At 40.3% G+C, this 25,521-nt stretch carries 29 protein-coding genes; 14 read left to right on the top strand and 15 right to left on the bottom strand.

Annotation, left to right across the window (positions count from 1 at the left end; translation table 11 throughout):
• Positions 1 to 24 precede the first annotated feature (24 nt).
• The 5 genes from HMPREF3279_RS06365 (at position 25) to HMPREF3279_RS06345 (ending at position 4,268) form a co-directional block, all read left to right on the top strand.
• Positions 25 to 510, top strand: coding sequence for a hypothetical protein (locus HMPREF3279_RS06365; RefSeq protein ID WP_070868547.1), 486 nt, complete (start codon positions 25 to 27; stop codon positions 508 to 510).
• 179 nt (positions 511 to 689) lie between these two features.
• Positions 690 to 1,667 carry an ABC transporter substrate-binding protein gene (locus HMPREF3279_RS06360; RefSeq protein WP_070868544.1) on the top strand — a complete coding sequence of 326 codons (978 nt, stop codon included), beginning with the start codon at positions 690 to 692 and terminating at the stop codon, positions 1,665 to 1,667.
• A 21-nt stretch (positions 1,668 to 1,688) separates the two neighbouring features.
• Complete coding sequence (locus HMPREF3279_RS06355) at positions 1,689 to 2,486, top strand: ABC transporter permease (protein ID WP_070868541.1); 798 nt, start codon at positions 1,689 to 1,691, stop codon at positions 2,484 to 2,486.
• Positions 2,486 to 3,178, top strand: a complete 693-nt coding sequence (locus tag HMPREF3279_RS06350) for an ATP-binding cassette domain-containing protein (protein WP_180365031.1) — start codon at positions 2,486 to 2,488, stop codon at positions 3,176 to 3,178. Before HMPREF3279_RS06355 ends, HMPREF3279_RS06350 begins: the two co-directional genes overlap by 1 nt.
• On the top strand, positions 3,171 to 4,268 hold the full coding sequence (locus HMPREF3279_RS06345) for an NnrS family protein (protein WP_070868538.1): 1,098 nt from the start codon (positions 3,171 to 3,173) through the stop codon (positions 4,266 to 4,268). Before HMPREF3279_RS06350 ends, HMPREF3279_RS06345 begins: the two co-directional genes overlap by 8 nt.
• 51 nt (positions 4,269 to 4,319) lie before the next feature.
• On the opposite strand, the gene HMPREF3279_RS06340 is transcribed toward HMPREF3279_RS06345, so the two are convergent.
• The gene (locus tag HMPREF3279_RS06340; RefSeq protein ID WP_070868535.1) at positions 4,320 to 4,703 is read right to left on the bottom strand and encodes a MerR family transcriptional regulator; all 384 of its coding nucleotides are present in this window, start codon (positions 4,701 to 4,703) and stop codon (positions 4,320 to 4,322) included.
• A gap of 85 nt (positions 4,704 to 4,788) precedes the next feature.
• On the opposite strand from HMPREF3279_RS06340, the gene HMPREF3279_RS06335 reads away from it, so the two are divergent.
• Positions 4,789 to 5,400 carry a cation diffusion facilitator family transporter gene (locus HMPREF3279_RS06335; protein ID WP_070868532.1) on the top strand — a complete coding sequence of 204 codons (612 nt, stop codon included), beginning with the start codon at positions 4,789 to 4,791 and terminating at the stop codon, positions 5,398 to 5,400.
• A gap of 54 nt (positions 5,401 to 5,454) precedes the next feature.
• Here HMPREF3279_RS06335 and folB read toward each other — a convergent pair whose 3' ends face one another.
• Positions 5,455 to 5,811: a dihydroneopterin aldolase gene (gene folB / locus HMPREF3279_RS06330; RefSeq protein ID WP_049356175.1), complete on the bottom strand. Its 357-nt coding sequence runs from the start codon at positions 5,809 to 5,811 to the stop codon at positions 5,455 to 5,457.
• 97 nt (positions 5,812 to 5,908) lie between these two features.
• On the opposite strand from folB, the gene plsY reads away from it, so the two are divergent.
• Entirely contained in the window at positions 5,909 to 6,508 is a 600-nt protein-coding gene (gene plsY / locus HMPREF3279_RS06325) for a glycerol-3-phosphate 1-O-acyltransferase PlsY (protein ID WP_014064698.1), read from the top strand.
• Between the two features lie 49 nt (positions 6,509 to 6,557).
• On the opposite strand, the gene rpoH is transcribed toward plsY, so the two are convergent.
• The 7 genes from rpoH to HMPREF3279_RS06290 form a co-directional block, all read right to left on the bottom strand.
• The gene (gene rpoH / locus HMPREF3279_RS06320; protein WP_070868530.1) at positions 6,558 to 7,400 is read right to left on the bottom strand and encodes an RNA polymerase sigma factor RpoH; all 843 of its coding nucleotides are present in this window, start codon (positions 7,398 to 7,400) and stop codon (positions 6,558 to 6,560) included.
• A 145-nt stretch (positions 7,401 to 7,545) separates the two neighbouring features.
• Entirely contained in the window at positions 7,546 to 7,857 is a 312-nt protein-coding gene (locus tag HMPREF3279_RS06315; protein ID WP_070868527.1) for a DUF2322 family protein, read from the bottom strand.
• Positions 7,858 to 7,876: 19 nt separating this feature from the next.
• Positions 7,877 to 8,902, bottom strand: coding sequence for a UDP-N-acetylmuramate dehydrogenase (murB, locus tag HMPREF3279_RS06310; protein ID WP_070868524.1), 1,026 nt, complete (start codon positions 8,900 to 8,902; stop codon positions 7,877 to 7,879).
• Between the two features lie 9 nt (positions 8,903 to 8,911).
• On the bottom strand, positions 8,912 to 10,615 hold the full coding sequence (narQ, locus tag HMPREF3279_RS06305; protein ID WP_070868521.1) for a nitrate/nitrite two-component system sensor histidine kinase NarQ: 1,704 nt from the start codon (positions 10,613 to 10,615) through the stop codon (positions 8,912 to 8,914).
• 134 nt (positions 10,616 to 10,749) lie between these two features.
• Positions 10,750 to 11,964: an MFS transporter gene (locus HMPREF3279_RS06300; RefSeq protein ID WP_070868518.1), complete on the bottom strand. Its 1,215-nt coding sequence runs from the start codon at positions 11,962 to 11,964 to the stop codon at positions 10,750 to 10,752.
• Between the two features lie 142 nt (positions 11,965 to 12,106).
• Positions 12,107 to 12,259: a DUF1232 domain-containing protein gene (locus tag HMPREF3279_RS06295; RefSeq protein WP_005696968.1), complete on the bottom strand. Its 153-nt coding sequence runs from the start codon at positions 12,257 to 12,259 to the stop codon at positions 12,107 to 12,109.
• Between the two features lie 35 nt (positions 12,260 to 12,294).
• A complete protein-coding gene (locus tag HMPREF3279_RS06290; protein WP_014064693.1) occupies positions 12,295 to 12,555 on the bottom strand; it encodes a YfhL family 4Fe-4S dicluster ferredoxin in 261 nt (86 codons plus the stop codon).
• Between the two features lie 75 nt (positions 12,556 to 12,630).
• Here HMPREF3279_RS06290 and HMPREF3279_RS06285 point away from each other — a divergent pair, with 75 nt between their 5' ends.
• The 4 genes from HMPREF3279_RS06285 (at position 12,631) to HMPREF3279_RS06270 (ending at position 16,873) form a co-directional block, all read left to right on the top strand.
• A complete protein-coding gene (locus HMPREF3279_RS06285) occupies positions 12,631 to 13,344 on the top strand; it encodes a ribonuclease T2 family protein (protein ID WP_070868515.1) in 714 nt (237 codons plus the stop codon).
• A 98-nt stretch (positions 13,345 to 13,442) separates the two neighbouring features.
• Positions 13,443 to 14,603, top strand: a complete 1,161-nt coding sequence (gene pgk, locus HMPREF3279_RS06280; RefSeq protein ID WP_070868513.1) for a phosphoglycerate kinase — start codon at positions 13,443 to 13,445, stop codon at positions 14,601 to 14,603.
• A 92-nt stretch (positions 14,604 to 14,695) separates the two neighbouring features.
• Positions 14,696 to 15,775 (top strand): class II fructose-bisphosphate aldolase, encoded by a 1,080-nt coding sequence (gene fbaA, locus HMPREF3279_RS06275; RefSeq protein WP_005699675.1) that lies wholly within the window; start codon positions 14,696 to 14,698, stop codon positions 15,773 to 15,775.
• A gap of 66 nt (positions 15,776 to 15,841) precedes the next feature.
• Entirely contained in the window at positions 15,842 to 16,873 is a 1,032-nt protein-coding gene (locus HMPREF3279_RS06270; protein ID WP_070868511.1) for a glycosyltransferase family 9 protein, read from the top strand.
• On the opposite strand, the gene HMPREF3279_RS06265 is transcribed toward HMPREF3279_RS06270, so the two are convergent.
• Positions 16,823 to 17,488 carry a membrane protein YczE gene (locus tag HMPREF3279_RS06265; protein ID WP_070868508.1) on the bottom strand — a complete coding sequence of 222 codons (666 nt, stop codon included), beginning with the start codon at positions 17,486 to 17,488 and terminating at the stop codon, positions 16,823 to 16,825. The two genes, HMPREF3279_RS06270 and HMPREF3279_RS06265, sit on opposite strands and share 51 nt — an antisense overlap.
• Positions 17,489 to 17,678: 190 nt before the next feature.
• Here HMPREF3279_RS06265 and HMPREF3279_RS06260 point away from each other — a divergent pair, with 190 nt between their 5' ends.
• Entirely contained in the window at positions 17,679 to 19,220 is a 1,542-nt protein-coding gene (locus HMPREF3279_RS06260) for a YjjI family glycine radical enzyme (protein ID WP_070868505.1), read from the top strand.
• Positions 19,221 to 19,261: 41 nt separating this feature from the next.
• Here the strand turns inward: HMPREF3279_RS06260 and recQ are convergent, their stop codons facing one another.
• Complete coding sequence (recQ, locus tag HMPREF3279_RS06255; RefSeq protein ID WP_070868503.1) at positions 19,262 to 21,127, bottom strand: DNA helicase RecQ; 1,866 nt, start codon at positions 21,125 to 21,127, stop codon at positions 19,262 to 19,264.
• The gene (gene cyaY / locus HMPREF3279_RS06250; RefSeq protein ID WP_070868500.1) at positions 21,127 to 21,432 is read right to left on the bottom strand and encodes an iron donor protein CyaY; all 306 of its coding nucleotides are present in this window, start codon (positions 21,430 to 21,432) and stop codon (positions 21,127 to 21,129) included. Before cyaY ends, recQ begins: the two co-directional genes overlap by 1 nt.
• Before the next feature lie 95 nt (positions 21,433 to 21,527).
• Here cyaY and HMPREF3279_RS10035 point away from each other — a divergent pair, with 95 nt between their 5' ends.
• Entirely contained in the window at positions 21,528 to 21,659 is a 132-nt protein-coding gene (locus HMPREF3279_RS10035) for an LPS translocon maturation chaperone LptM (RefSeq protein WP_083327177.1), read from the top strand.
• Between the two features lie 20 nt (positions 21,660 to 21,679).
• Positions 21,680 to 22,930, top strand: a complete 1,251-nt coding sequence (gene lysA, locus HMPREF3279_RS06245; RefSeq protein WP_070868498.1) for a diaminopimelate decarboxylase — start codon at positions 21,680 to 21,682, stop codon at positions 22,928 to 22,930.
• Between the two features lie 48 nt (positions 22,931 to 22,978).
• Here the strand turns inward: lysA and hemN are convergent, their stop codons facing one another.
• Genes hemN through yihI form a run of 3 tightly spaced genes read right to left on the bottom strand, consistent with a single transcriptional unit; the run spans position 22,979 to position 25,352 of the window.
• Positions 22,979 to 24,346, bottom strand: a complete 1,368-nt coding sequence (hemN, locus tag HMPREF3279_RS06240) for an oxygen-independent coproporphyrinogen III oxidase (RefSeq protein ID WP_070868495.1) — start codon at positions 24,344 to 24,346, stop codon at positions 22,979 to 22,981.
• Entirely contained in the window at positions 24,346 to 24,789 is a 444-nt protein-coding gene (locus tag HMPREF3279_RS06235) for a DUF2489 domain-containing protein (RefSeq protein WP_070868492.1), read from the bottom strand. The genes hemN and HMPREF3279_RS06235 overlap by 1 nt, the downstream gene beginning before the upstream one ends.
• Before the next feature lie 5 nt (positions 24,790 to 24,794).
• Positions 24,795 to 25,352: a Der GTPase-activating protein YihI gene (gene yihI / locus HMPREF3279_RS06230; protein ID WP_070868488.1), complete on the bottom strand. Its 558-nt coding sequence runs from the start codon at positions 25,350 to 25,352 to the stop codon at positions 24,795 to 24,797.
• Between the last annotated feature and the right edge of the window lie 169 nt (positions 25,353 to 25,521).

Genomic DNA, 25,521 nt, shown 5'->3' with positions numbered 1-25,521 from the left:
TAATGATATAAAAAGGAATCTAACATGAAAAAAATCTCAACATTCGCTTTAATTGCGACCCTATTTTCAACAGCCACATTTGCTGCATCACCAGAATCAAAAGACACAGCTAAAGATACGGCAAATGAGCCCACTATTTATCTCTCTGTGTTTGATAGAACTCAAGAGCCATCACCTGATTTAAATAAAAAAGAAACCTCTCGTTCCAGTAAAGCTGAGAAGGTATGTTGGCTCGCAACAGGTCATTTTGGTAAAAAAGCAACGGTAAGTGAAACCTTTAAAGCTCAAGCCCAAAGTGAATTCGCCAGTTCGATTGAAAATGCGAAAGTGGTGTCATCACCAAATAAAAAACTCCATACCATCACTTATACCAGACCAACATTAGAAAATGGCAAATACATGATGAACTGCTGGACATTCGACCGTAGAGATCCGATCGGCAAATATGTGCTGACTGTCAAAATCGGTAAACACGAATTTGAAAAACAAGTTTTCTACGTAACTGAGTAAAAAAACACTCAAAAAACGACCGCACTTATATGTGTGCTGTTTTAAGACTAAGGCAAAGACCGTCTGGAATTCAATTTTCAGACGGTCTTTCTTTACTTTAGTCATCTCCAGTAAGATAATTAATGAAAACTATTATCAAAATATAGGCGTTAGACTTGTTTCATCATAAGGAGATAGCTATGGCACTGAATAGACGTGATTTTTTAAGAATGAGCGCAGCACTTACGGCAGCGGGCATGTCGCCTTCTCTCTTTGCTGCAACAAAAGAACAATTTACCATTTATGGTGCACCAGCGATGCCAAGTGTGACCATTGCGGTGGCGGCAGCACAAGGTAAATTAGCCAAACAAGCAGATGTGTCGTTAGAGATTTGGCGTTCGCCTGATCAACTTCGTGCGGGCGTGGCAAGTGGGCAATTTAAAGTGATGATGAGCCCAAGTAATGTGGGCGTGAATTTACGTAATCAAGGGCAACAAGTTGGCATGGTAAATATTCTCACCAATGGTATTACGCAGTTGATGTGTAAAAGTACGCCTATCACGTCACCACAAGAATTGGTCGGTAAAAAAATCCTTGTGCCATTTAAAAACGATATGCCTGACATCGTATTGCAGGCCTTATTGAAAAAATTGAATATTGATATTAATAAAGTGGATATCACTTATGCCGCCACACCAACGGAAGCGATTGGTTTATTCTTACTGAAAGATTTCCATGCCGCCATTCTGCCAGAACCGATGGCGAGCGCCGTCGTACAGAAAGCTAAAATTGTCGGTACGGAGATTGTCCGAGGCTTTGATTTAGTGAAAGAATGGGGACAAGCGTTTAACACCAAACCACTTATTCCAATGGCAGGCATTATTGCCAATGAAGAATACTTCCACACACACAAGGCAGAGTTTGATCTGTTCCATCAAGATTTAAGTGATGCGTTAAACTGGATTATGGCGAACCGCAAAAGTGCGGCTGAAATTGGCGCTAATTATCTGCCGGCACCAGAAGCCGCTATTGAAATGGGCTTAGACGGTGCGCGCTTAACGGTAACCAAAGCCAGTGAACTGAAAAATGAAATCATGCAATTCTATGAAACCTTGATGGCGTTCAATCCAAAGCTTTTAGGTGGTAAATTGCCAGATGACAAATTCTTCTTGGCTTAATTTGAAACAGAATCACAACACATGATTAAAACTGACAAAATCCGTAAACCACAACCTGTCCTGTTTTACATCATCGACTATCTCTGGAGCGGTTTTACCGGCTTGAGTGTGGCGATGATGGTAGTTGCCTTGTGGGCTTGGGGCAGTGCGATATTTGGTGAATTTATGCTGCCTGCTCCCGCGGATGTTTTTCAAAAAGCCCTTGAGCTGCTTGACCATTTCCAACAAAACGAAATCAGCATTTCGTTATGGCGTTCCGTGGTGGGCATTACCATTGCATTAGTCGCAGGCTTAGCTGCAGGGCTGATTGCTGGCAGCTTTAAAACCGCTATGGCATTGCTCAAACCCGTCATTACGATTTTATTAGCCATGCCGCCAATTATTTGGGTCGTGATGGCATTATTTTGGTTTGGCTTTGGCAATCCTAGCGTGCTATTTACCATTATCGTATTAGTCGCCCCGCTGACCTTTGCCAGTGCCGCCATGGGCATGGCAAGTGTCAACAAACAACATGAAGAATTGTTTGATGCGTACAAACTCGGTTTGTGGAAAAAAATCCGCTATTTGTATGTTCCCCATCTCACGGGCTATGTGATTTCCAGCATTGGCGTCGCGGTTGCGATGGGCGTGAAAGTCGTGATTATGGCTGAGCTTTTGGGTGCCAATGAGGGTGTAGGTGCAAAAATTGCCGATGCCAGAGCCATGTTAGATACGTCAACAGTGATGGCTTATGTGCTGTTGGTGATTGTGTTTGTTTCCCTCTTTGAATATTTGATTACCAAGCCATTGGAAATCCTATTTATGCCGTGGAGAAGATAATGCTGAGTTTAAAGAATGTGCGTTTTGAAATTCTCCGCGATCCCATCGTGCGCGATTTCAGTATGGATTTACAATCGGGTGAAGTGAAAACTTTATTCGGTCCAAGCGGTTGTGGCAAAACCACTGTGTTACGTTTAGTTTCAGGTTTGGAAACGCCAAAATCGGGTGAAATCAAGAATACATTTCGTAAAACGGGCTTTCTGTTTCAAGAAAATCGTCTATTAGAAAATCTCACGGCTATGCAGAATATCGCCATTTTTATGGATGACCCAAATGAACATGAAATCATTGCGCTGGCAGGAAAAATCGGACTTTCTTCGGGTGATTTGAATAAATACCCGACCGAATTATCGGGCGGTATGGCAAAACGCGTGGCATTTTTGCGTCTATTGCTATGTGGCTGTGATTTAGCCTTATTGGACGAACCTTTTGTTGGTTTGGATCGCGATTTACGTGGTATTTTAGCCGCTATGCTTGTAGAGAAAATTGAGCAACAAGGTATGGCTTGCATTTTAGTGACACATGATCGTTTTGAAGCAGCTCGATTAAGCCGAGAGATTATGCAGCTTTCTCCAAAAGGGATGGATGTGCAAAATGTGATTACCTTGACAACGCCATTATCCGAACGTAATTCAGCCTTTGAAGAAACTGTAGTCGCACGCGAATTTCAAGGAATCCATTACTATGAATAATTTCTTTACCCATCCGATGCGACCGTTTTTTGTTGGAGCTGCCATTCTAGCGATTGTTGGTGCCTTGAGCTTTTTCATCAACCCCGATGATCTCATCCTACACCGCAAAATTTTCTTAGAATTTATGCTACCAGCCGCATACGGCGGTTTTCTGACGGCTTCCATGCTCGAATGGACAAATTACAAAGGCAATTTAAAACCTATTGCAACGATTTTAGCGGTGCTCTTGCTTGCAGGATTGGTATTATTGCCATTTTCCCCACAAACTGCCTCGTTTTTAGTGGCAGCTTATTGGCTCGCGTTGTTACTCTTTTGTGCTTGGCTGTTTTGGTTGGATCGCAATACCGACAATTTTACTTTACTGATGTTACTTGCGGCATTTATGGTTTGTCAGACGGCTTACGCCATGACTGATAGCCTAAAATTATTGCGGGCACAGGTGCATTTGAATATGGCGGCGGTGATGTTTGTATCGATTCGGGTCAGCATTCTATTAGGCGCCGAGGCACTGAAAGAAAGTACATTAAAAGATCCCGTATTTATCCCGAATGTCGTGTATAAGAATATCGCAATTACATTCTTGCTGATCCATACCGCTGCAGAATTATGGTTACCAGCGCAAACAGCCGCTTTTACTGCCTTTGCCGTTGGCTTTATCTTGCTTGCTAAGTTACGCGAATTACATCATCACGAATTGCTACGCAAACATTACGTGCGCACTTATTATTTCCTTCAACTGTTCGCCGCAATTGGCTATTTGTGGATGGGCATCAATAAATTAATTGATGAACCGACTGCCGATCCGTTACACATGGTGACACTCAGCGGGATTCTCGGCAGTATGATGATGATTTGGCTCACCGCGGGATTATGGCATAGTGGCTTTACAAAACTGGATTACCCAAAACTCTGTCGCCTTGCTGTGCTTTGTCTTTTCACGGCGGCACTTTCCCGAGCTTGTTTAATGTATGTGGACGAGCTATTTTTTATCACGGTTCCGGCTATTTTAATTGCCATTGTGTTTGTGCTTTATCTCGCAACCTTTGTGCCGATATTCCGAAACAACGCGTTTACGGATGATCCAGAATAGTGACCAATCCGCACATCAACGTGCGGATTTTTGATCTTTTTTAGACCGCACTTAATAGGCTTTTAATTGAGCCATTGCTTTACAATCTGAGGCTTGATGATCATCTTCGGTAATTAAACTTTGTAGGAAATGTTTAATTTCAGTCAGCTCGGCAATTTTTTCTTCGACTGAAACCAAATGTTTCGCCAACATGCTATCCACTTCGCAATGTTGAGATTGCTGCGTTTTCATCTCATTAAAAAATTTAATTTCGGCCAAACTAAAATCTAACGCTCGGCAGGTTTTAATAAATTTTAATTGCTTCAAACTGGCTTCATCATAATCTCGATAACCATTTGCCAGACGTTTAGGCTCTGGCATTAACCCCATTTTTTCATAATACCGAATCGTTTCTAAATGAATACCGCTTTGTTTGCTGAGTTCATGAATCTTCATCTTTCTAAAATTAAGCCTTGACCTTGTAGTTGCTACGGACTTTATACTTTATCCCAAGTTAATCAAAGACACAATGAGGAGCATTATGTCCGAACATCATTCTCATGAACATCATGACCATTCATCTCATGAGCATATTCCACAAGATAAAAAAATCTTAGCTCTCAGTTTTGCCATCATTACGGGCTTTATGGTTGTCGAATTTGTTGGTGGCTATTGGTTTAACAGTTTGGCGCTCATGGCTGATGCGGGACACATGGCAAATGATAGCTTATCGTTATTTTTAGCCTTGTTAGCATTGTTTTTATCCGCTCAAAAACAACGATATATTGCTCTACTTAATAGTGGCTCATTGATTGTTGTGGCATTGATGATTTTAGTTGAAGCCATTCAACGCTGGCAAAATCCTATCGAGATGATGGCATTACCGATGCTTGGGGTGGCCTCTCTCGGATTATTGGTGAATCTTTTCGTTGCAAAGATCATGTTGAACAGCGATCATGATAATCTCAATATCAAAGCGGCGTATCTCCATGTATTGACCGATTTATTCGGTTCCATTATTGCGATTCTTTCGGGTCTCTGTGCCTATTTTCTGGGATGGTTATGGGTTGACCCATTGGCAAGTATGATATTAAGCATGCTAGTATTAAAAAGTGGGATTGGCACATTCCGTTTGGCACTTAAAAACATCTAAAAAATGAACCGCACTTTGTTTTGAGATTAACAAAGTGCGGTCAATTTTCAGTGATTATTTCAACTCACCTCGTTCTACAATAATTCCGACATTACTTGCTTGAGCAACCGCTTTGGGTTTGCTTAATTTGAGGCGTAACCATGAAATACCAAAACGTTGTTGTAATTGTTCTGCTACTTCATAAGCCACGCGCTCAATCAATAAAAATGGCTTAGCTTGAACATAATCTAAAATAAATTGGCTCACTTCGGCATAATTGAGGCAGTATTGCACATCATCCGTTTCTGCGGCTTTTTGACAATCCCATGCCATTTCCAAATCAAAAACGAGCTTTTGTTTAATTTGTTGTTCCCAGTCATACACGCCAATTTGTGCGAAGACGACTAATTCTTCAATAAAAATACGATCCATCTCTCATTCCTGTAAAAATATAATGGGCTTATGCTACCAAGTTTGGTTAAAATAACGAACAAGTTTTTCAAATACAATCAAGATTGTGGAGCACAAAATGAGTCTATTTGCCCTTTTTTATATGATTTTTGCTTATTTACTGGGTTCGATTTCCAGTGCAATTTTGATTTGTAAGGTAGCAGGTTTGCCTGACCCACGAAAAAATGGATCTCATAACCCAGGTGCGACCAATGTATTGCGTATTGGCGGACGTTGGGCGGCGCTCGCAGTATTAATTTGCGATATTTTAAAAGGAATGTTACCGGTTTGGGCGGGATATTATTTAGGCCTCACACAATTTGAATTAGGCATGGTTGCATTAGGGGCTTGCTTGGGGCACATCTTCCCTATTTTCTTTCAGTTTAAAGGTGGGAAAGGTGTGGCGACCGCATTTGGTGCCATTGCGCCCATCTCTTGGGGCGTTGCCGGTTCAACGTTAGGTACGTGGTTGTTAGTCTTCTTAATTAGCCGTTATTCCTCATTAAGTGCGGTCATTACAGCACTTCTCGTACCATTTTATGTTTGGTGGCTTAAACCGGAATTTACCTTCCCCGTTGCCTTAGTTTGCTGCTTGCTGATTTATCGCCACCACGACAACATTCAGCGCTTATGGCGAGGCCAAGAAGATAAGATGTGGGGAAAATCTAAAAAGAAATAAACAAAAAAACCTGTCGATAATCGACAGGTTTTCTTTTTATCAAAACGGCTTAGAAATCAACCGCACTTTTAAGTTTTTTCAATGCGTTGGCTTCAAGCTGACGAATACGTTCTGCAGACACATTATATTTTGCTGCGAGATCGTGAAGGGTTGCTTTCTCATCATCTAACCAACGTGCTTTGATAATCTCTTGGCTACGTTCATCAAGGTTAGCTAATGCTGCACCTAATTTTTCTGTGGCTTGTTCTTCAAAGTTTTCACTTTCAAGTTCTGCCGCAAAGTTTGAGCTTTTATCTTCTAAATATAAAGAAGGTACATAAGCCTCGTCATCATCGTCTGTTGGCAAATCAAAGCCGACATCAGCCCCTGTCATACGGGATTCCATTTCGATGACATCTTCTTTTGACACACCAAGCTCATTCGCCACCATATCCACTTCATTTTCATTGAACCAACCTAAACGTTGTTTAGTTTTACGTAGGTTAAAGAACAATTTACGTTGTGCTTTCGTGGTAGCGACTTTTACAATACGCCAGTTGCGAAGGACATATTCATGGATTTCAGCTTTGATCCAATGCACCGCAAAAGATACAAGGCGAACACCCACTTCCGGATTAAAACGTTTTACCGCTTTCATTAATCCGATATTACCTTCTTGAATTAAATCTGCTTGTGGTAATCCATAACCAGAATAACCACGTGCAACATGAATAACAAAACGTAAGTGTGATAAAACTAATTTTTTCGCTGCTTCAATATCACCGTCATAATACAAACGTTCTGCTAAGCTTTTTTCTTCCTCTGCAGTCAGCATCGGATATTCGTTTGCTGCTCGAATATAAGCTTCGATGCTACCTTGAGGTACTAACATCATTTGAGTTTCTTTATTCATTCTTCTCCTCACAGCATGCGGAGCTAGGCCCCGACTCATTACTTATTTGTTATTGTATAACAACTGTTGTCATTATACCTCAATTTGTTTTATTTGACAGTTTTTAACGATTAAAAGTTCAGATTAATCACTAAAAATTTTCAAATTATTTTAATGGCACAAGCGAATAAACCACATTCTCTGCCACAACTTTAAACAATAAATCAATATTCGGGTGTTTGCCTGGATTTTGTTTCGCATCTTCTACATGTTCTGCAAACCATTCAATGCCTTGTTGTGCAGAAGTGCGGTCTAATTTCCCGTTAAATTTTTCTGCTAACGCATTATAAAGACGAAGCGAACCAAGTTTGCCTGGTGCAGCAGGAATATGATGGACCACGGTTTCACCGTTTAATACGTCTAAACCTGTTAGATGATCAATGGTGGGTAAAGTCTCTAAAATGTCTTTAAAATTCATGATTGCTTTCCTCTATAAATTAACTAATGGCTTGCTCTGAATTTACTTCGCCATTTGCACCCATAAAGCGTACCTCTGGCTGTAAATACACACCAAATTTATCTGCCACGGTTTGACGGATATGATGTGCTAACTTAACCACATCCTGCCCAGTGGCATTGCCTTTATTAACCAGCACTAAAGCCTGCTGTCGATGAACGGCTGCACCACCAATTTGAAATCCTTTTAAATGGCATTGATCGATTAACCAACCCGCTGCCAGTTTAACTGAACCATCTGGTTGTGGAAAGTGCGGTAGATTTTCGACCTGTTTTTGGATTTTCGCAAATTGTGCTGCACTCACCACAGGATTTTTGAAGAAACTGCCCGCATTACCAAACTCTTTAGGATCGGGCAATTTACTGCGGCGAATATGGCACACTTCATCAAACACTTGTTTTGCCGTTACAGTTTGAGGATCAAAATTCACTAATGAGCCATATTTTAAAATCGGTTGCCAATTTTTGGCTAATTTCAAGCCAACCGCCGTAATCACATAGCCTTGTGCATAGCGATGTTTGAAAATACTTTCACGATAACCAAATTCACATTCATTCGCCTGTAAGCGGAATTGTTCGCCCGTGTTAAGATTCAACACATCCACATAATCACATACATCTTTAAATTCTACGCCATACGCACCAATATTTTGAATCGGTGCTGAGCCGGCACAACCTGGAATGAGTGCGAGATTTTCTAAACCATTAATTCCCTGTGAAAGCGACCATTCGACTAACTGATGCCAATTTTCACCGCCATTGACATGTAAATAATGGTAATCGCTATCTTCTGTATGTTGAATACCCGATAAACGGTTAACAATTACAACACCTTGGAAATCTTCTAAAAACAGCATATTGCTGCCTTGGCCTAAAAATAAGACAGGTAGATTTTCAGCTTGTGCTTTTTGCCAAGCTTGTTGGATTTGTTTAATCGATGTGGCTTCAATAATTTCACGCGCATTTGCCGGAATATTGAAGGTATGAAATGGCTGTAAACTTTGCATGAACTTTCCTTAAAACAACGTGTGAGGAAGCGTGATTTTCACAATAGTACCACCTTGCTCCCCTTTTGAAATACTGAACTGAGCATTTAATTGTCGACTGCGCTCAGTCATAATATTTAAACCATAATGTCCGTCTGGCTCGTCTAACGTCGGAATCCCTACGCCATTATCTTGTACGAGGATTTCGTATTCGCCCTCAGCATTAATATGGGCTTTTACTTCTATACGTGTACCTTTAGAGTGCTTAATCGCATTTAACGTTGCTTCACGTACAATTTGCAGAACGTGCACTAACTCTTGCGGATTTAAACTTTGTGAGGGCAAACTACATTCCACGCTCATTTGCATCTTCGTTTGTGAACGCAAACTTTCGATAACTTGCTCCAAGGCAACCTGTAAATTGGCTTCTTGCACCGTTAAACGGAAAGTCGCCAATAATTCTCGTAATTGAGAATACCCATCTGATAAAGCTTGTTCAAATTCACCAATGATGGCAATGCTTTTCTCTTTTGATTCCTCGTCTTCTTTCTTCAAATTATGCTTTAACAGCGTTAATTGAATTTGTAAGAAAGACAGCACTTGCGCCAACGAGTCATGTAATTCCCTAGCAATAATTGACCGCTCTTCCATCAGCAAAAGTTGCTCTTGCTGGCGTTGCGTTTTGTGTGAATACAACGCTTTTGCCACCATTTGTCCTAGGTTTTTCATCATTCGCGGATCGGGACAAGGTAAACCGGCTTGCCATGAGAGCACTGCTAAGTTTTCATTTTCAATGGAAAGTTCTTCGACTTGAAGTGATTGTTTAGGATCTTTTTGACCAAAAGAAATTTCCCAATGTTCTGATCCGAAAATTTCTAACTCAATGTAGCGTAAATGTTCGCTGACACGAATATGATTAAGCACTTGGCTGAGAATTTTATCATTAATCTTCGTGGGCGTAAGTAACTGTGAACTTTGATACAATGTGGTTAAAGAGCGGTTCGTTTGACGCAACTTTTGGGTTTTCTCATTAACGGCATCTTCTAAACGTGAGTAAAGTCGCCCTAACTCCGAGGACATTTGCGTAAACACTTTCGCTAAAATACCAAGCTCATTATTACTTTCTGTATCAAGTTGGATATGTTTAAACTGCCCCATTTGCACTTGCATACTGGCTTTGGTCATGAGTTCTAGAGGTTTCACCACTTCGCGCTTCATATACCAAATCACATACGATACCATCGCAAGAATCAATAGCATGGAAACACACAATACCGAAACTGCAATAATCCATTTTAGTTCAGCAAAGCGTTGTAATTCCAACACGAAATCATCGACATCTTGTACATAACTTTTTAGTTCGGCATGATATTTTTCGATTTGGTGGCTACGCGCAAAATCGGACATCACTGCCCAGCGCTTTAGGATTTCTTGATAAGACTCTCTCACACCTGAAGGGGCAAAAAGCTGATTTTGCACTGTCAGCAAAGCATCGGCATTAAGACTGCGTTGGTAACGCACTAAGTTCTGTTCGACCGTATCCAGCGAACGTTCCATTTCCGTTAATAGCCGATAACTTTGCATACGCAAAGAACCGGAAATATTAATGGCTTCCGCATCCGACTTATTACTCGCCATCACGATCAAACTCAACGAGCTAATAATGCCCATGAAGATAATGACCACAAATAAATATTTAGCAATACGGGTGGAAACTGAACGTTTAGCGTACACGATAATTCTTCAAAATTGGAAAAAGTGACCATAGTTTAGCACAAAGTGCGGTTGAAATTGGCTGATTTTTCACAAATAAAAAACATCGGCTTTGACACCGATGTTTTCAAAAACTTGAATTTTTTTGACCGCACTTAGCTCAATTCTTTGCCTTTTAATTCTGGCACTAAGAAGACCGTCGCTACCATGTCGATCACATAAATCACTGCTAAGAAAGCAATCGCAATACTGAATGAGTACGCAGATACAATCGCCCCGACAACAACCGGTCCAAAACCACCTACGGCACGACCTAAGTTAAACAACACATTTTGTGCCGTTGCACGCGCTTCTGTTGGATAGGCTTCTGCCATTAATGCCCCATAACCGCCCATCATGCCATTGACAAACATCCCTAAGAATGCGCCAGCCACCAACATCGCAGTTGGATCAGTTAATTGAGAGTAAGTGATGATGCTGATCACCGCACCAAGTTGGAATAATAAGAAACTTGGTTTACGTCCGATTTTATCGGCTAAGCGACCAAAAATCCAAATCCCTGCCATCATGCCGCATACAGTAACGGCAGTCCATAAACCCGATTTCGTTAAACTAAAGCCAAGTTGTTTAGATAAGAAGTTTGGCATCCAAATCATAATGCCGTAGTAACCGAAGTTTTGTACAGACGTTAAAACCACTATGCCAAGGCTCACTTTTGTGGTTGCGCTATCTTTCACTAAAAGTTTAAAAGATTCCAGCTTTGATATTTTTTGTGCTGAAAGTTCGGTCTGTTTTTGTGAGAAAATTTCAGGTTCATGTAAGCGAACTCGTAAATACCAAGCCACAAATGCCGGGAAGATACCGACAACGAACATACCGCGCCAGCCGATATGTGAAAGCAATACTGGGGTGAGTAACGCAGCCGCTAACACCCCCACTTGCCAACCTAATGCCACATAAGACGCTGCTTTTGCACGGTGTTTTGCAGGCCAAGCTTCAATGGCTAATGCCATACCGATACCAAATTCACCGCCTAAACCGATACCCGCGATGGTGCGATAAATTAATAAATCCCAATAGCCTTGTGCGATTGCACATAAACCGGTAAATACGGCGAAGAGGACGATTGTCCAAGTCAGTACGCGTACACGTCCATAACGATCGCTTAATGCACCAAATACAATACCGCCCACCACAGCACCAATAAGTGTCCAGGTAACTAATGAGCCAGATTGTGCGGGAGTTAAATTAAGATCTGCCGAAATGGCACTAAGCATAAATCCAAGAATAAGAAGATCGAATCCATCCATCGCGTAGCCGACAGCTGATCCAATCAAGGCTTTCCAGCTATATTGATTGACGTTTGTCATGATTGAGGTCCCTTTTGCTACTCACGGGTAGCGTTTAAAGTGAAATAATGAGGAAAGAAATTTTCCGACGCGTAGTTTAGAGAAATTGACGGAATTTTGCAAGAATAAGAAAAGCAAAGTGCGGTTGATTTTATTCAAGTTTTTATTTTTTCAATAAAATTCGAATCAATAAGGCAATGGCTGCCGCATCATCCACTAAACCTAAAGGACCAAGCACCGCTTCAGGCAAAATATCAATGGGACTGAACAAATAAATCAGAATGATGGCGATTTTAATTAACTTTGTTTTATTCATAGTCATTGGACGAAAAGAAAAAGATCAGGTAAATTCTACAACTTATCCGAATGGTGAATCATCACAAAACGTTCCCAAAGCTGCTCTTCGCTTTCTTGATGCTCAGGATCTGGCTTGATGCAGTTGGTAATCGGGCAAACTTTTTGGCAGGTTGGCGTGTCATAATGACCAACACATTCCGTACAAAGCACAGGATCGATCACATAGATCTCCTCGCCGATTGAAATTGCTTCATTCGGGCATTCGGGGAGACACATATCGCAGTTTGTGCATTTGTTTGTGATCAGTAACGCCATACTATTCCTTTATATGAGAAAGCGGCGAATTATAGCCGACAAAAGCAAAATTGACAAAATTTAAACAGGATTTTTATGAAAAAACAGGTTTCCACTCTTTCCCTTATTGCCCTTGCCGCATTTAGTATTTGGCAATATTTCACTGAACACAAAAAAGACACAAAACCCGTCCCAACAACCACACAACAACAAAGTCAAAGTGCGGTCAAAAACACCAAAGATTTTGGGAATTATGATGTCATCATGCGTGATGATGCCATTGGACAAAATAAAAATGCCCCTGTTGATTACTATATGTTGGCCTTATCTTGGTCGCCGGCATTCTGTGAAAAACAACGTGCGCAATATGGCAATAATTTACCCGATTCAGCGCAATATCAATGTAGTACAAAAAATCAATTTGGCTGGGTAGTGCATGGCTTATGGCCTCAAAATGCGAATGCACGCTCTGTTACAGATCACCCTCGTTTTTGTAAGGGTGATTTAGCGCCGCTTCCAATTGAAACGCTCGAGCCTTACCTTTCAATCTCGCCAGGCGCAAAATTATTGCAAGGCGAATGGGAAAAACACGGTAGCTGCGCGTTTGATTCAGCAGAAGCTTATTTCAAACAAGAGAAAGCATTATTTGAATCGCTTTCCTTGCCAAACGAACAATTAAGCCGTAAAGAATTATTTCAATGGATGAAGCAACATAATCCGCAATTAAAAGGCGCTTATTTAGGGGCGAGCCATAATGAACTATTCATTTGTTACAATCGCCAGTGGGAAGTAATCGATTGCCAAAAATAAGCATAATTCGCTTTTTTATTTGATCTACATCGTTACAACCTAGTCAGAACTAGGTATAATATTCAAGTTTAATTTTAACTAACCCAAGAGGAAAGATTATGTCAGTAATCAAAATGACCGACTTAGATTTAAAAGGTAAACGTGTATTTATTCGCGCAGACTTAAACGTACCGGTAAAAGATGGCAAAGTGACATCTGATGCGCGTATTCGTGCGACTATCCCGACGTTAAAACTGGCTTTAGAGAAAGGCGCAAAAGTGATGGTTACCTCTCACTTAGGTCGTCCAACTGAAGGTGAATTCAAACCTGAAGATTCTTTACAACCGGTTGTTGATTACTTAAAAGACGCAGGTTTCAATGTGCGTTTAGTGCAAGACTACTTAAACGGTGTGGATGTTAAAGAAGGCGAAATCGTTGTTTTAGAAAACGTACGTGTAAACAAAGGTGAGAAGAAAAACGATCCTGAATTAGGTAAAAAATATGCCGCACTTTGCGATGTATTCGTGATGGATGCATTCGGTACCGCTCACCGTGCGCAAGCATCAACTTACGGTGTAGCAGAGTTTGCACCGATTGCTTGTGCAGGTCCATTATTAGCGGCTGAGTTAGATGCATTAGGTAAAGCATTAAAAGAACCTGCTCGTCCAATGGTTGCGATCGTAGGCGGTTCAAAAGTTTCCACTAAATTAGAAGTATTAAACTCTCTTTCAAAAATTGCTGACCAAATTATCGTGGGGGGGGGTATTGCGAATACTTTCATCGCAGCAGCAGGCCACAATGTGGGTAAATCTTTATATGAAGCAGATTTAATCCCTGTAGCAAAAGAATTAGCAGCAAGCACTGACATTCCAGTACCAGTTGATGTACGTGTAGGTACTGAATTCTCTGAAACTGCACCTGCAACAGAAAAATCAGTGACCGAAGTGAAAGATGATGAATCTATCTTCGATATCGGTGACAAATCTGCAGAACAATTAGCAGAAATCATCAAAAATGCAAAAACTGTTTTATGGAATGGTCCAGTTGGCGTGTTTGAGTTCCCTAACTTCCGTAAAGGGACTGAAATCATTTCTCACGCGATTGCAAACAGCAATGCATTCTCTATCGCTGGTGGTGGTGATACTTTAGCAGCTATCGATTTATTCGGTATTGCAGATAAAATCTCTTATATCTCTACCGGTGGCGGTGCATTCTTAGAATTCGTTGAAGGTAAAGTATTACCTGCAGTAGAAATTCTTGAAAAACGTGCGAACGGTTAATTAAATGGCTTCTATCCCCTCTGCACAGAGGGGATAAATATTGATTCTTCAAACGGAGGGATTTGTCCTCCAAAACAAAAGGAAACACAACTATGGCTAAATTATTAGATATCGTAAAACCTGGCGTAGTAACAGGTGAAGATGTTCAAAAAATCTTTGCTTATGCCAAAGCAAACAACTTCGCGATCCCAGCAGTAAACTGCGTGGGCTCTGACTCCGTAAACGCTGTATTGGAAACTGCTGCACGTGTGAAAGCGCCAGTAATTATCCAATTCTCAAACGGTGGTGCAGCTTTCTACGCAGGTAAAGGTATCAAACCAACAAGCGGCGCACGTCCAGACGTTTTAGGTGCAATCGCAGGTGCGAAACACGTTCATACTTTAGCCAAAGAATACGGCGTGCCAGTTATTCTTCACACTGACCACGCAGCGAAAAAATTACTTCCATGGATCGATGGCTTACTTGAAGCAGGTGAAAAACACTTTGCAGAAACTGGTCGTCCATTATTCTCTTCTCACATGCTTGATTTATCTGAAGAGCCGATGGAAGAAAACATGGCAATCTGCCGTGAATACCTTGCACGTATGGATAAATTAGGTATGACCCTTGAAATCGAAATCGGTATTACCGGTGGTGAAGAAGACGGCGTGGATAACTCAGATGTAGATGAATCTCGTTTATATACCCAACCTTCTGATGTGCTTTATGTTTACGACCAATTAAACCCTGTAAGCCCTAATTTTACCGTTGCAGCAGCATTCGGTAACGTACACGGTGTTTACAAACCAGGTAACGTAAAATTAAAACCATCTATTTTAGGTGCGTCACAAGAGTTCGTTGCAAAAGAACGCAATCTTCCTGCTAAACCAATCAATTTCGTCTTCCACGGTGGTTCAGGTTCTAGCCGCGAAGAAATCCGCGAAGCAATTAGCTATGGTGCAATCAAAATGAATATCGATACGGATACTCAATGGGCTGCATGGAATGGTATCTTAAACTTCTATAAAGCAAATGAAGCTTATCTTCAAGGTCAATTGGGTAACCCTGAGGGTCCTGATGCACCAAACAAAAAATACTATGACCCACGTGTTTGGTTACGTAAAATGGAAGAATCAATGTCTAAACGCTTAGAGCAATCTTTCGAAGACTTAAACTGCGTTGATGTTTTATAATCCATAAAAATAGACTAAAATAAGACCGCACTTTCTAGTGCGGTTTTTTATTTAACTAGAGAAAATATGAAAAAGATTTTAGTCATTCGTAACGATAAACTGGGTGATTTTGTTCAGGCGTTTCCGGCTTTTGCGATGTTGAAAGCCTCAAATCCCGAGCTAAAACTGACCGCACTTGTGCCGGCTTATACCGCACCACTTGCACAAATTTGCCCTTATTTAGATGATGTCATTATTGATAGTGCTAAAAACGATAAAGCGGACTTCAATCGTCTTATTAAAGAGATCAAAGAGCAGCAATTTGATGGCATGATTAGCTTCTTTTCCAATACCCATAACGGTAAATTAGCCTGGAAAAGTGGGATTCCTTATCGTCTTGCGCCCGCAACAAAATGGGTACAAATCCTTTATAACCATCGTTTAACACAACGCCGTTCACGTTCAGAAAAATCTGAAGCAGAATACAATCAAGATCTGGCTCGGGCGTTCTTAAAGAAACACAACATGCCGATTGTGGAACCCAAACCACCTTACCTTTCACTTCCTGAAAGTGCGGTTAAAAAACAACGTGTTTTTCTTCAAGAACAATTCGGTTTATCGGCGGATAAAAAATGGGTCTTTGTGCATAGTGGAACAGGTGGTTCAGCAACAAGCCTTTCTCTGACACAGTATGCTCAATTGATACAAGGTTTATTAAACGAATTTGACTGTCAGATTATCTTAACGGCAGGACCTGATGAAAGTGAAAAAGCCCATGAGTTAGCGGCAAAAATCTATCACCCAAATGTAGTTGTGTACGATAAGAATAAAGGATTAGTGGATTTTGCACACTCACTGGCTTGTGCGGATTTATTCATTGCGGGCTCTACTGGACCATTGCATTTAAGCAGTGCATTCAATGTACCAACGATCGGATTCTATCCAAATAGTCGCTCATCTCAGCCTCGTCGTTGGAAACCAATTAACGATGCAGATAAACACCTTGCTTTCTGCCCACCAAAAGGGAAAGACGAAATGAACTTAGGCTTAATATCTATTGATGATGCCCTAGTGGAAATTATCCCCTTCGTGCGGAAGATGTGGCAAACGAGCAATTGAGTTTAAGCACAACTGTACAATCCAACCTATTGTGGCGGCAAAAACAACGGTACCTATTCCGACTGTGCCGCCAAGAATATAACCCAACACACAAACCGACACCTCAAGGCTTGTTCTTACAATCCCTACTTTTAAATGAAAGCGTTGACAAAGTCCTACCATTAACCCATCTCGAGGCCCTGCACCCTGATGGCAGGTTAAATATAATGCTGTTCCTAGTCCATAAAGCAAAAGCCCTATTCCTCCGAATAAGATTCGGCTCAAAAGTGCGGTTGGTTCTGGCATAATTTTCACGGTTAAACCCAGAAAAAAAGCAATCACGATAATATTCAGAATGGTGCCAAGCCCAAATCTTAACTTAAGGGGAATCCAAGCTAACATCACCAAACAGCTAATCCCAAATGATGCCCAACCAATACTAACATCAGCTTGTAATGCCACACCTTGAGAAAGTACGGTCCAAGGTGAGGAACCCAAATTAGCGAGCACAATTAAGCCATCTCCAACGCCCAGTATTGCCAATGCAAATAAGAGCATCGACATCGTTTTACCTTCGACTGACCATAGCGATTTTGCGGCCCAACTGGTGTGAGGAATCACCCGTGCTTTTTTCATATTATTCCCATTTATATTTAACGCTTACATCATAATGGGAAACCCCATAAAACCAAAACATTTTAACGTCATATGATATAACCGAATTGACTGATAAATATCATAAATGTGATGTAGATCACATTGTCAAAATTGTCATCATCCAGTCACTGACTTAAAATAGGTTACCCTTTTAAATTAGGACATTATTATGCTTGCATCTCTTCAAGATATTTTGGATACCGTAAAATCCAATACACTCACCTATCAACAAAAACTCATGTGTTTAGGCAATATCGCCGAGCGATTATTTGATCCTCGTGAATTATTAGGCTACACAGATGAAGAATGGCAATTCCTTCAAAATCAAATGATCTGTGATTTAAACGAAGGCTATGCGATTTATCGCCCCCGCTACATTTTGCCGGATTACAATGTGTATATTAAAAAAGGCTGTGAATTTCTTGAATTACCCGCACCAAAAAATCTTGATGAAGCATTAGATGGCTTATTGATTTTATATTCCCACGTGCCCTCCATTACCACATTCCCAGTTTACATTGGTCGTTTAGACGTGCTACTTGATCCGTTTATTACCGATGAGGAACAAGACTACATCAAAATTAAACGTTTCTTAAATCATGTAGACAAAACTGTGCCGGATTCATTTTGCCACGCCAATATTGGTCCTTATGACACAAAAGCAGGGCGTTTGATTTTAAAAGCGGTAATTGAACTGGAAGCACCAACACCAAATATGACCATTCGTTACGATAAGAGCAAAACAAGTCGTGAATTTGCAGAATTAGCGGCAAAAGCGTGCTTATTAGTTTCTAAACCGTCTTTTGCCAATGATGCGTACTACATTTCTGACTTAGGCGAACAATATGGCATTGCAAGCTGCTATAACGCTCTCCCTGAATGCGGTGGGGCTTATACCCTCACTCGCTTGCGCTTAGGGACTATCGCTCGCGCCTGTAAAACTGTGGATGAAATGGTCAACAAACTTTTACCTCGTGTAGCAAAATGTGCACTTTCCACCATGGACAAACGCCATAAATTTGTAGTGGAAGAAAGTAACTTCTTCAATACCTCATTCCTCGAAAAAGAAGGGTTTATCAAACGCACTAATTTTACGGGGATGTTTGCCATTGTAGGACTTGCAGATGCGGCAAATCATTTATTGCAACAAGAAGGATTAAATGAAACCTTTGGTAAAAGCCAACGCGGTGATGAAATTGCGACCTTGATTATGGATAAATTAAAAGAAGTCACGGATAACCATGAAGGCGTATATGCTGAACGCACGGGCAACCGTTATTTATTGCATGCGCAAGTGGGTGCAAGTAATCATGAAGAAGATAAACGTAATGCGCCTGCGCATCGTATCCGTGTGGGTGAAGAACCAACATTATTAGCTCATTTAAAACAATCGGCACCATTCCATAAATACTTCCCATCAGGTACCGGTGATTTGTTTGCCTTTGACCAAACCTATGTGGATCATTTAGATGCCGTCGTTGATATTATCGATGGTTCATTTGCACAAGGTTACCGCTATATCACCACTTACCTTAAAAACACCGATTTGATTCGTGTAACGGGCTATTTGGTAAAGAAAAGCGAAGTGGAAAAATACCGCAAAGGAGAAGTAGCATTACGTGATACGACTTGGTATGGTTCAGGTACCGATGATTGCGCACAAGTGTTTGATCGTCAATTACGCGATGAACAAGATGTAAGTGCAAGCTAGAAAAAAGTGCGGTCGAAAAATTCTCTGTTTTTTGACCGCACTTATTCTTTTTCTGCCTTTTCTAAAATTGCTTTATGCTCTCGAATCAATGCCATAAACGGCTGCCCAAAGCGTTCTAATTTGATCGCCCCTACACCATTAATTTGTAACATTTCAATATTACTTGTTGGCATATATTGCGCCATTTCTTGCAACGTCGCATCGTTAAAGACAATATACGGTGGAATATTTTCCTTATCCGCGAGTTGCTTCCGTAGGAAACGCAAACGAGCAAATAGATCTTTATCGTAATTTACCACTGTATTTTTATGGGATGTATGCACAATTTTATTAATGGATGAAATGCGCGGCATCGCTAATTCAAGCGGCACTTCGCCTTTTAAAACTGGGCGTGCACTTTCTGTGAGCTGAAGCGTGGCACTATTAAACTCACCGATCACTTGTTGAATAAAACCAAGATGGATAAGCTGGCGAATCACGGATTGCCAATGTTCTTTGCTTTTATCTTTGCCAATGCCATAAACACTTAACTTATCATGTTGGCGCTCTACAATTTTTTGATTATGCATCCCACGCAATACCGCAATCACATATTGCACGCCGAAACACTGCCCCACACGATAAATTGTTGACATCACTTTTTGCGCATCAATTAAGCCATCATATTTCTTTGGCGGGTCAAGACAAATATCGCAATTTTGACAAGGCGTTTGACGATATTCACCAAAATAATTGAGTAACACTAAACGGCGGCAAGTTTGACTTTCTGCAAATTCACCAATGGCCTCCAATTTATGTTGTTCAATTTGACGTTGTGGTGTTTCTGGCTTTTCAAGCAAAATTTTCTGTAACCAAGCATAATCAGCCGGTTCGTAGAAAAGTACCGCCTCCGCAGGTAAATCATCTCGACCCGCGCGACCGGTTTCTTGATAATATGATTCAATGCTTCTCGGCAAATCAAAATGGGCAACGAAACGTACGTTAGATTTATTAATGCCCATTCCAAACGCAATCGTCGCAACCACAACTTGTACATTATCTCGTTGAAAATCTTGCTGGACGCGTTCACGCAGTGCAGTTTCCATTCCTGCATGATATGCCGCAGCCGACACGCCTTTATTTCGCAAAGTTTCGGCTATACGTTCCACCTTCGAACGACTATTGCAATACACAATGCCACTTTTGCCTTTTTGAGCTAACACAAAACGGGTGAGCTGCTCCATCGGCTTAAACTTTTCTTCCAACGTATAACGAATATTCGGACGGTCAAAACTGCCAATGTATTTATGAGGATTGTCTAATTTAAGATGAGTGAGAATATCCTGTCTTGTCGCGTAATCCGCTGTAGCCGTTAATGCCATAATCGGCGCATTTGGAAACGCCGCTTTTAAGCCGCCAAGTTGGGTATATTCAGGGCGGAAATCATGTCCCCATTGTGAAATACAATGGGCTTCATCAATGGCGATAAAGGAAATTTGAGCATAAGAAATCAGCTGAAAAAAGCTGTTTGTCATCACTTTTTCAGGCGAAACATATAATAATTTTAATTGTCCTGAAATCAGCTTATTTTCAACTTGCTGTTGTTGTTCTGGCGTCTGACTAGAGTTTAGAAAATCGGCTTCAATACCGTTTGCTTGGAGTTGATCCACCTGATCTTTCATTAAAGAAATCAAAGGCGAAATCACTAATGTGAGACCAGGAAAACAAAGTGCTGGAATTTGATAACACAAGGATTTGCCATTTCCTGTGGCCATCACCACTAAGGCATCTTGACCGCTTAATGCAGCATGAATCACTTCTTCCTGCCCTTTGCGGAAAGATTGGTAACCAAAAACAGACCGCAACATATTAAGTGCGGTCGTTTTTAAGTCTGTTTTTTGCGGGGCATGTTCCGCGAGTTCGGCCATTAGAATGTTACCGTTTCTCCGTGAGCAGCAACCGCCTCGGTTAAAGAATCCCAAAAGCGTTTACCATCATTTGCCACCCAATCATTGTTTTTATAGGCAAAATGAAATCCACCCAAGCGGCTTGCAAGCCAAAGCTCAAGGAGCGGCTCTTGCTTATTGATGACAATTTGTGAACGATCATCAAATGTAATGGTAAATACCGAACCTTGCGTTTCGCAATCCACATCACAATCTTGATTCTCTAACGTTTCTTCAATTTTTTGCCAAACCTGTTCAATATTTTGGTGAAATTCTGCAACATTCATAAAATTTTCCGATTAAATCTGATAGAATGCTGTGAATTATAAAGCCTTTCGCCTCGTTGGCAAAGGCAGATTTTACTTATTAGAGAGATTGAAAAATGAAAAAATTACTTTCTATTTTATTACTCAGTGCATTCTGTACTTTAGCGACAGGTTGTGGTGTAAAAGGACCATTATATTTTCCTGAAAAAGAACAGCCTCAAAACACACAAAAACACAATAAAAACTGACTGCACTTAAAGGATTCGTCATGGATTTTTTCCAATATAAAAACGAGCAACTTTATGTTGAAGATTTGCCCGTCAAACAACTTGCTGAAGAATTCGACACACCGCTTTATATTTATTCTCGTGCCACACTTGAACGCCATTGGCATGCCTTTGATTCTGCCTTAGGAAAGCATCCACACTTAATTTGTTATGCCGTTAAAGCCAATTCTAATATTGGAATATTGAATGTAATGGCAAAATTAGGTTCTGGTTTCGATATCGTTTCACAAGGCGAATTAGAACGCGTATTGGCAGCAGGTGGGGACGCATCAAAAGTTGTCTTTTCCGGTGTAGCAAAATCTCGTGCAGAAATTATGCGAGCGTTAGAAGTAGGCATTCGTTGTTTTAATGTGGAATCTGTTGCGGAATTACACCATATCAACCAAATTGCGGGGGAAATGGGTAAAGTAGCCCCTATTTCTTTACGCGTGAATCCCGATGTTGATGCACATACCCACCCTTACATTTCCACTGGATTGAAAGAAAATAAATTTGGTGTGAGCGTAGATGAAGCACGTGAGGTATATAAATTAGCAGCAACCTTACCTCATGTGAAAATTACGGGTATGGATTGCCATATTGGCTCTCAGCTTACTGAATTACAACCTTTCTTAGATGCAACTGATCGCCTCATTCGTTTAATGGAACAATTAAAAGAAGATGGCATCACGTTAAAACATTTAGATCTCGGCGGTGGTTTAGGCGTAACTTATACTGATGAAACGCCACCTCACCCAAGTGACTATGCAACTGCGTTACTGAATAAATTAAAAGAGTATGAAGATCTCGAAATTATTTTAGAACCAGGTCGAGCGATCGCGGCGAATGCGGGGATTTTAGTGGCGAAAGTTCAATACTTAAAAAGTAATGAAAGCCGAAACTTTGCGATTACTGATACAGGCATGAACGATATGATTCGTCCAGCACTCTATGAAGCTTATATGAATATAATTGAAATTGACCGCACTTTAGGGCGTGAAAAAGCCATTTATGATGTTGTTGGCCCGGTATGTGAAACCTCTGATTTCTTAGGTAAACAGCGCGAGCTCGCCATTGCTGAAGGGGATTATATTGCTCAACGCTCTGCCGGCGCCTATGGTGCAAGTATGTCTTCAAACTATAATTCTCGTTCACGTACGGCAGAAGTATTAGTAGATGGAGACGAAGCTCATTTAATTCGTCGAAGAGAAAGTCTCAGCGAATTATGGGCATTAGAAAGTATTGCAAAATAAATAAAAAGAAAAACGGTCAAGATATAAGTCTTGACCGTTTTTGTATAACTAAATAATTCGAGAGAATTGTTGTCGTTTTGCCGCTGCTCTTGAATAGGTATCAAAACATAAGCAAATATTACGGATTAATAAGCGACCTTTAGGCGAAACTTGTAAGCCTGTTGCTGTTTCAGAAATTAATCCATCTTCAAGTAATGGCTGTAATAACTGTAAGTCTTCAACAAAGTGCTTTTTGAAATCAATATTATATTGTTTTTCAATTGGTGCAAAATCAAGCTTAAAATTACAAATCAATTGCTTAATCACATCACGGCGTAAGCAATCTTCTTCTGTCATCGCTAAACCTTTATGTAAAGCGATACCTGAATTTTCTACATCATGATAATAATGTTTTAATTCTTTTTGGTTTTGAGCATATGTATCACCTAATAAACTAATGGCTGATACACCTAAGCCGAGCAAATCACATTCTTCCTGAGTGGTATAGCCTTGGAAATTTCGGTGTAAGACACCTTTCTCTTGGGCAATCGCTAATTCATCATCTGGTTTAGCAAAGTGATCCATACCAATAAACTTATAGCCTGCATTACCTAAGGTTTCGATAGTTTTCTGTAAGATTTCTAACTTGGTTTCCGGCAGCGGTAATTGATCTTCTTTAATTTTGGCCTGCCCCGCAAATCGACTTGGTAAATGAGCATAGTTAAAGATACTTAAACGATCTGGATTTAATTCAATCACTTTATGTAATGTGAACATAAAACTTTCCACATTTTGAAGTGGCAATCCATAAATTAAATCAAGGTTAGTCGATTGGAAACCTAACTCACGAGCACGAACAAGTAACGCATTCACAAACTCTTCATCTTGTTCACGATTTACCGCTTTTTGAACCGCTTTATTGAAATCTTGTACACCCATGCTAATTCGGTTAAAACCAATATTGCGTAAATGATCAAGCATGTCTAGCTCAATTTCGCGTGGGTCCATTTCAATACTAACTTCTGCATTATCCGCAATCGTAAAATGATCTTTAAGCATCTTCATCAAACGAGCTGATTGCTCTTCTGTCAAATAAGTCGGTGTACCGCCGCCCCAATGCACTTGAGTCGCAACACGATTTTTGAATAATTCTGAACGCGCTTTGATTTCTTTTTCAAGATAATCAAGATAAATATCCGCCTTATGTTGATGACGAGTAATTACCTTATTACAGCCACAAAAGTAACAAAGTTTGTGACAAAACGGAATGTGTACGTAAAGGGAAAGTGGTCTTTCCGGATAACGATTAGCCGCTGCAATAAAATCTTCGTTTGTGTAACTTTCATTAAATTCTAATGCAGTTGGATAAGATGTATAACGAGGTCCTGATTGGTTATATTTTTGAATTAACGCAAGATCCCAAATAATTTCAGACATTAAGCTTCCCCAAATTTCTCTACGTCATTTAAAAACTGACGTAACTCCAACATAATTTCTTCTTCAAATTTTGCTTCTGCACTTTCTCGCTCAAGATCGAGTTTCATTCTTTCTTTTTTTAACAATGCTTTCCGAGCTTCATGCGTAGGCATTTCTTTTACAATATTATAAAGTGCATACATCGCTTGATATGGCTGCAAAGATTGCCCAAAAGGGAGTAAAAGCATTGATAAACGAATCACCCCTTCTGAATGGTTGCAATCTCCATTTTGCATCGCTTTAGCGATAATTACCATACTCTCTTTTAGGCGTTTTGTACGCGCTATTTTAGCCTGTTTAATGAGAGTATTTTGATGGCGTAACTTCCTAAGTAATTTGAAAGCATAAAATGATACGCCAGCAATAATTCCCAAAGCAATAATACTTAAAATGATCGGCCACATGACAATTATCTGAATTGGTTGATATCAATTTTCTCGAAGGTTCGATAGAGATCATCCTCTGTCTCATCTTCATCTTGAATACCTAATTCTTCCATTAACTGAGCAATACGATCTAAGCATTCATCCACAAATTGTTGATCAGCTTTACTAATCGTTTTGCCTTCATCTAAGGCATCCAATAATTCATTTAGAATTTCATTATTTTCTAAACGTTCTAACTCAACTTCAGGCGCAAGTTTTTTCGGTTCTTTTACTGCTGGAATTGTCATCCCTTTCTCAGGCTTATTCACAAATTCAACAATCAGTGGAACCTTTTTACGACTGCCAATACGCGGATCTTTTTGTTCAACGACTTGGTTATTTTTATTTTGCTCAGCGTTACTATGACGAGAACCGGATGCTAAACCTTTATGTTTACGTTTTTTCTTATCTTCTCTTGCCTTAGCATCTAATTCATAACGTGTTAATTTCTTACCTGATAGCTTCGGTGTTTCAGGTTTCTTGTCCGATTTACGAATTGGCATAATATCGCTAATTTTACGACTTTTCTTTTTACGAGCCATTTGTGTTATTTATCCTATAAAAAATTTTGGTGATTGTACCATTCCACCTATATTTTCTCATTAAAAGATTTAAACATCTTTAATAAAACTATTTTGATTTTGACCGCACTTTTACTTTATTAAAATCAAATCTAAAAACAAAAACCCCAAGCTCTTCAGCTCGGGGTTC

This window comes from Haemophilus sp. HMSC71H05 (assembly GCF_001838635.1).
Classification (GTDB): Bacteria; Pseudomonadota; Gammaproteobacteria; order Enterobacterales; family Pasteurellaceae; genus Haemophilus_D; species Haemophilus_D parainfluenzae_R.
This window is presented reverse-complemented; position numbering and strand designations above follow the sequence as displayed.

Bases quoted from the DNA above. Each gene is read 5' to 3' on its own strand.
- HMPREF3279_RS06365 (WP_070868547.1), top strand. From the start codon at position 25: ATGAAAAAAATCTCAACATTCGCTTTAATTGCGACCCTATTTTCAACA.
- HMPREF3279_RS06360 (WP_070868544.1), top strand. From the start codon at position 690: ATGGCACTGAATAGACGTGATTTTTTAAGAATGAGCGCAGCACTTACG.
- HMPREF3279_RS06355 (WP_070868541.1), top strand. From the start codon at position 1,689: ATGATTAAAACTGACAAAATCCGTAAACCACAACCTGTCCTGTTTTAC.
- HMPREF3279_RS06350 (WP_180365031.1), top strand. From the start codon at position 2,486: ATGCTGAGTTTAAAGAATGTGCGTTTTGAAATTCTCCGCGATCCCATC.
- HMPREF3279_RS06345 (WP_070868538.1), top strand. From the start codon at position 3,171: ATGAATAATTTCTTTACCCATCCGATGCGACCGTTTTTTGTTGGAGCT.
- HMPREF3279_RS06340 (WP_070868535.1), bottom strand. From the start codon at position 4,703: ATGAAGATTCATGAACTCAGCAAACAAAGCGGTATTCATTTAGAAACG.
- HMPREF3279_RS06335 (WP_070868532.1), top strand. From the start codon at position 4,789: ATGTCCGAACATCATTCTCATGAACATCATGACCATTCATCTCATGAG.
- folB (WP_049356175.1), bottom strand. From the start codon at position 5,811: ATGGATCGTATTTTTATTGAAGAATTAGTCGTCTTCGCACAAATTGGC.
- plsY (WP_014064698.1), top strand. From the start codon at position 5,909: ATGAGTCTATTTGCCCTTTTTTATATGATTTTTGCTTATTTACTGGGT.
- rpoH (WP_070868530.1), bottom strand. From the start codon at position 7,400: ATGAATAAAGAAACTCAAATGATGTTAGTACCTCAAGGTAGCATCGAA.
- HMPREF3279_RS06315 (WP_070868527.1), bottom strand. From the start codon at position 7,857: ATGAATTTTAAAGACATTTTAGAGACTTTACCCACCATTGATCATCTA.
- murB (WP_070868524.1), bottom strand. From the start codon at position 8,902: ATGCAAAGTTTACAGCCATTTCATACCTTCAATATTCCGGCAAATGCG.
- HMPREF3279_RS06300 (WP_070868518.1), bottom strand. From the start codon at position 11,964: ATGACAAACGTCAATCAATATAGCTGGAAAGCCTTGATTGGATCAGCT.
- HMPREF3279_RS06295 (WP_005696968.1), bottom strand. From the start codon at position 12,259: ATGAATAAAACAAAGTTAATTAAAATCGCCATCATTCTGATTTATTTG.
- HMPREF3279_RS06290 (WP_014064693.1), bottom strand. From the start codon at position 12,555: ATGGCGTTACTGATCACAAACAAATGCACAAACTGCGATATGTGTCTC.
- HMPREF3279_RS06285 (WP_070868515.1), top strand. From the start codon at position 12,631: ATGAAAAAACAGGTTTCCACTCTTTCCCTTATTGCCCTTGCCGCATTT.
- pgk (WP_070868513.1), top strand. From the start codon at position 13,443: ATGTCAGTAATCAAAATGACCGACTTAGATTTAAAAGGTAAACGTGTA.
- fbaA (WP_005699675.1), top strand. From the start codon at position 14,696: ATGGCTAAATTATTAGATATCGTAAAACCTGGCGTAGTAACAGGTGAA.
- HMPREF3279_RS06270 (WP_070868511.1), top strand. From the start codon at position 15,842: ATGAAAAAGATTTTAGTCATTCGTAACGATAAACTGGGTGATTTTGTT.
- HMPREF3279_RS06265 (WP_070868508.1), bottom strand. From the start codon at position 17,488: ATGAAAAAAGCACGGGTGATTCCTCACACCAGTTGGGCCGCAAAATCG.
- HMPREF3279_RS06260 (WP_070868505.1), top strand. From the start codon at position 17,679: ATGCTTGCATCTCTTCAAGATATTTTGGATACCGTAAAATCCAATACA.
- recQ (WP_070868503.1), bottom strand. From the start codon at position 21,127: ATGGCCGAACTCGCGGAACATGCCCCGCAAAAAACAGACTTAAAAACG.
- cyaY (WP_070868500.1), bottom strand. From the start codon at position 21,432: ATGAATGTTGCAGAATTTCACCAAAATATTGAACAGGTTTGGCAAAAA.
- HMPREF3279_RS10035 (WP_083327177.1), top strand. From the start codon at position 21,528: ATGAAAAAATTACTTTCTATTTTATTACTCAGTGCATTCTGTACTTTA.
- lysA (WP_070868498.1), top strand. From the start codon at position 21,680: ATGGATTTTTTCCAATATAAAAACGAGCAACTTTATGTTGAAGATTTG.
- hemN (WP_070868495.1), bottom strand. From the start codon at position 24,346: ATGTCTGAAATTATTTGGGATCTTGCGTTAATTCAAAAATATAACCAA.
- HMPREF3279_RS06235 (WP_070868492.1), bottom strand. From the start codon at position 24,789: ATGTGGCCGATCATTTTAAGTATTATTGCTTTGGGAATTATTGCTGGC.
- yihI (WP_070868488.1), bottom strand. From the start codon at position 25,352: ATGGCTCGTAAAAAGAAAAGTCGTAAAATTAGCGATATTATGCCAATT.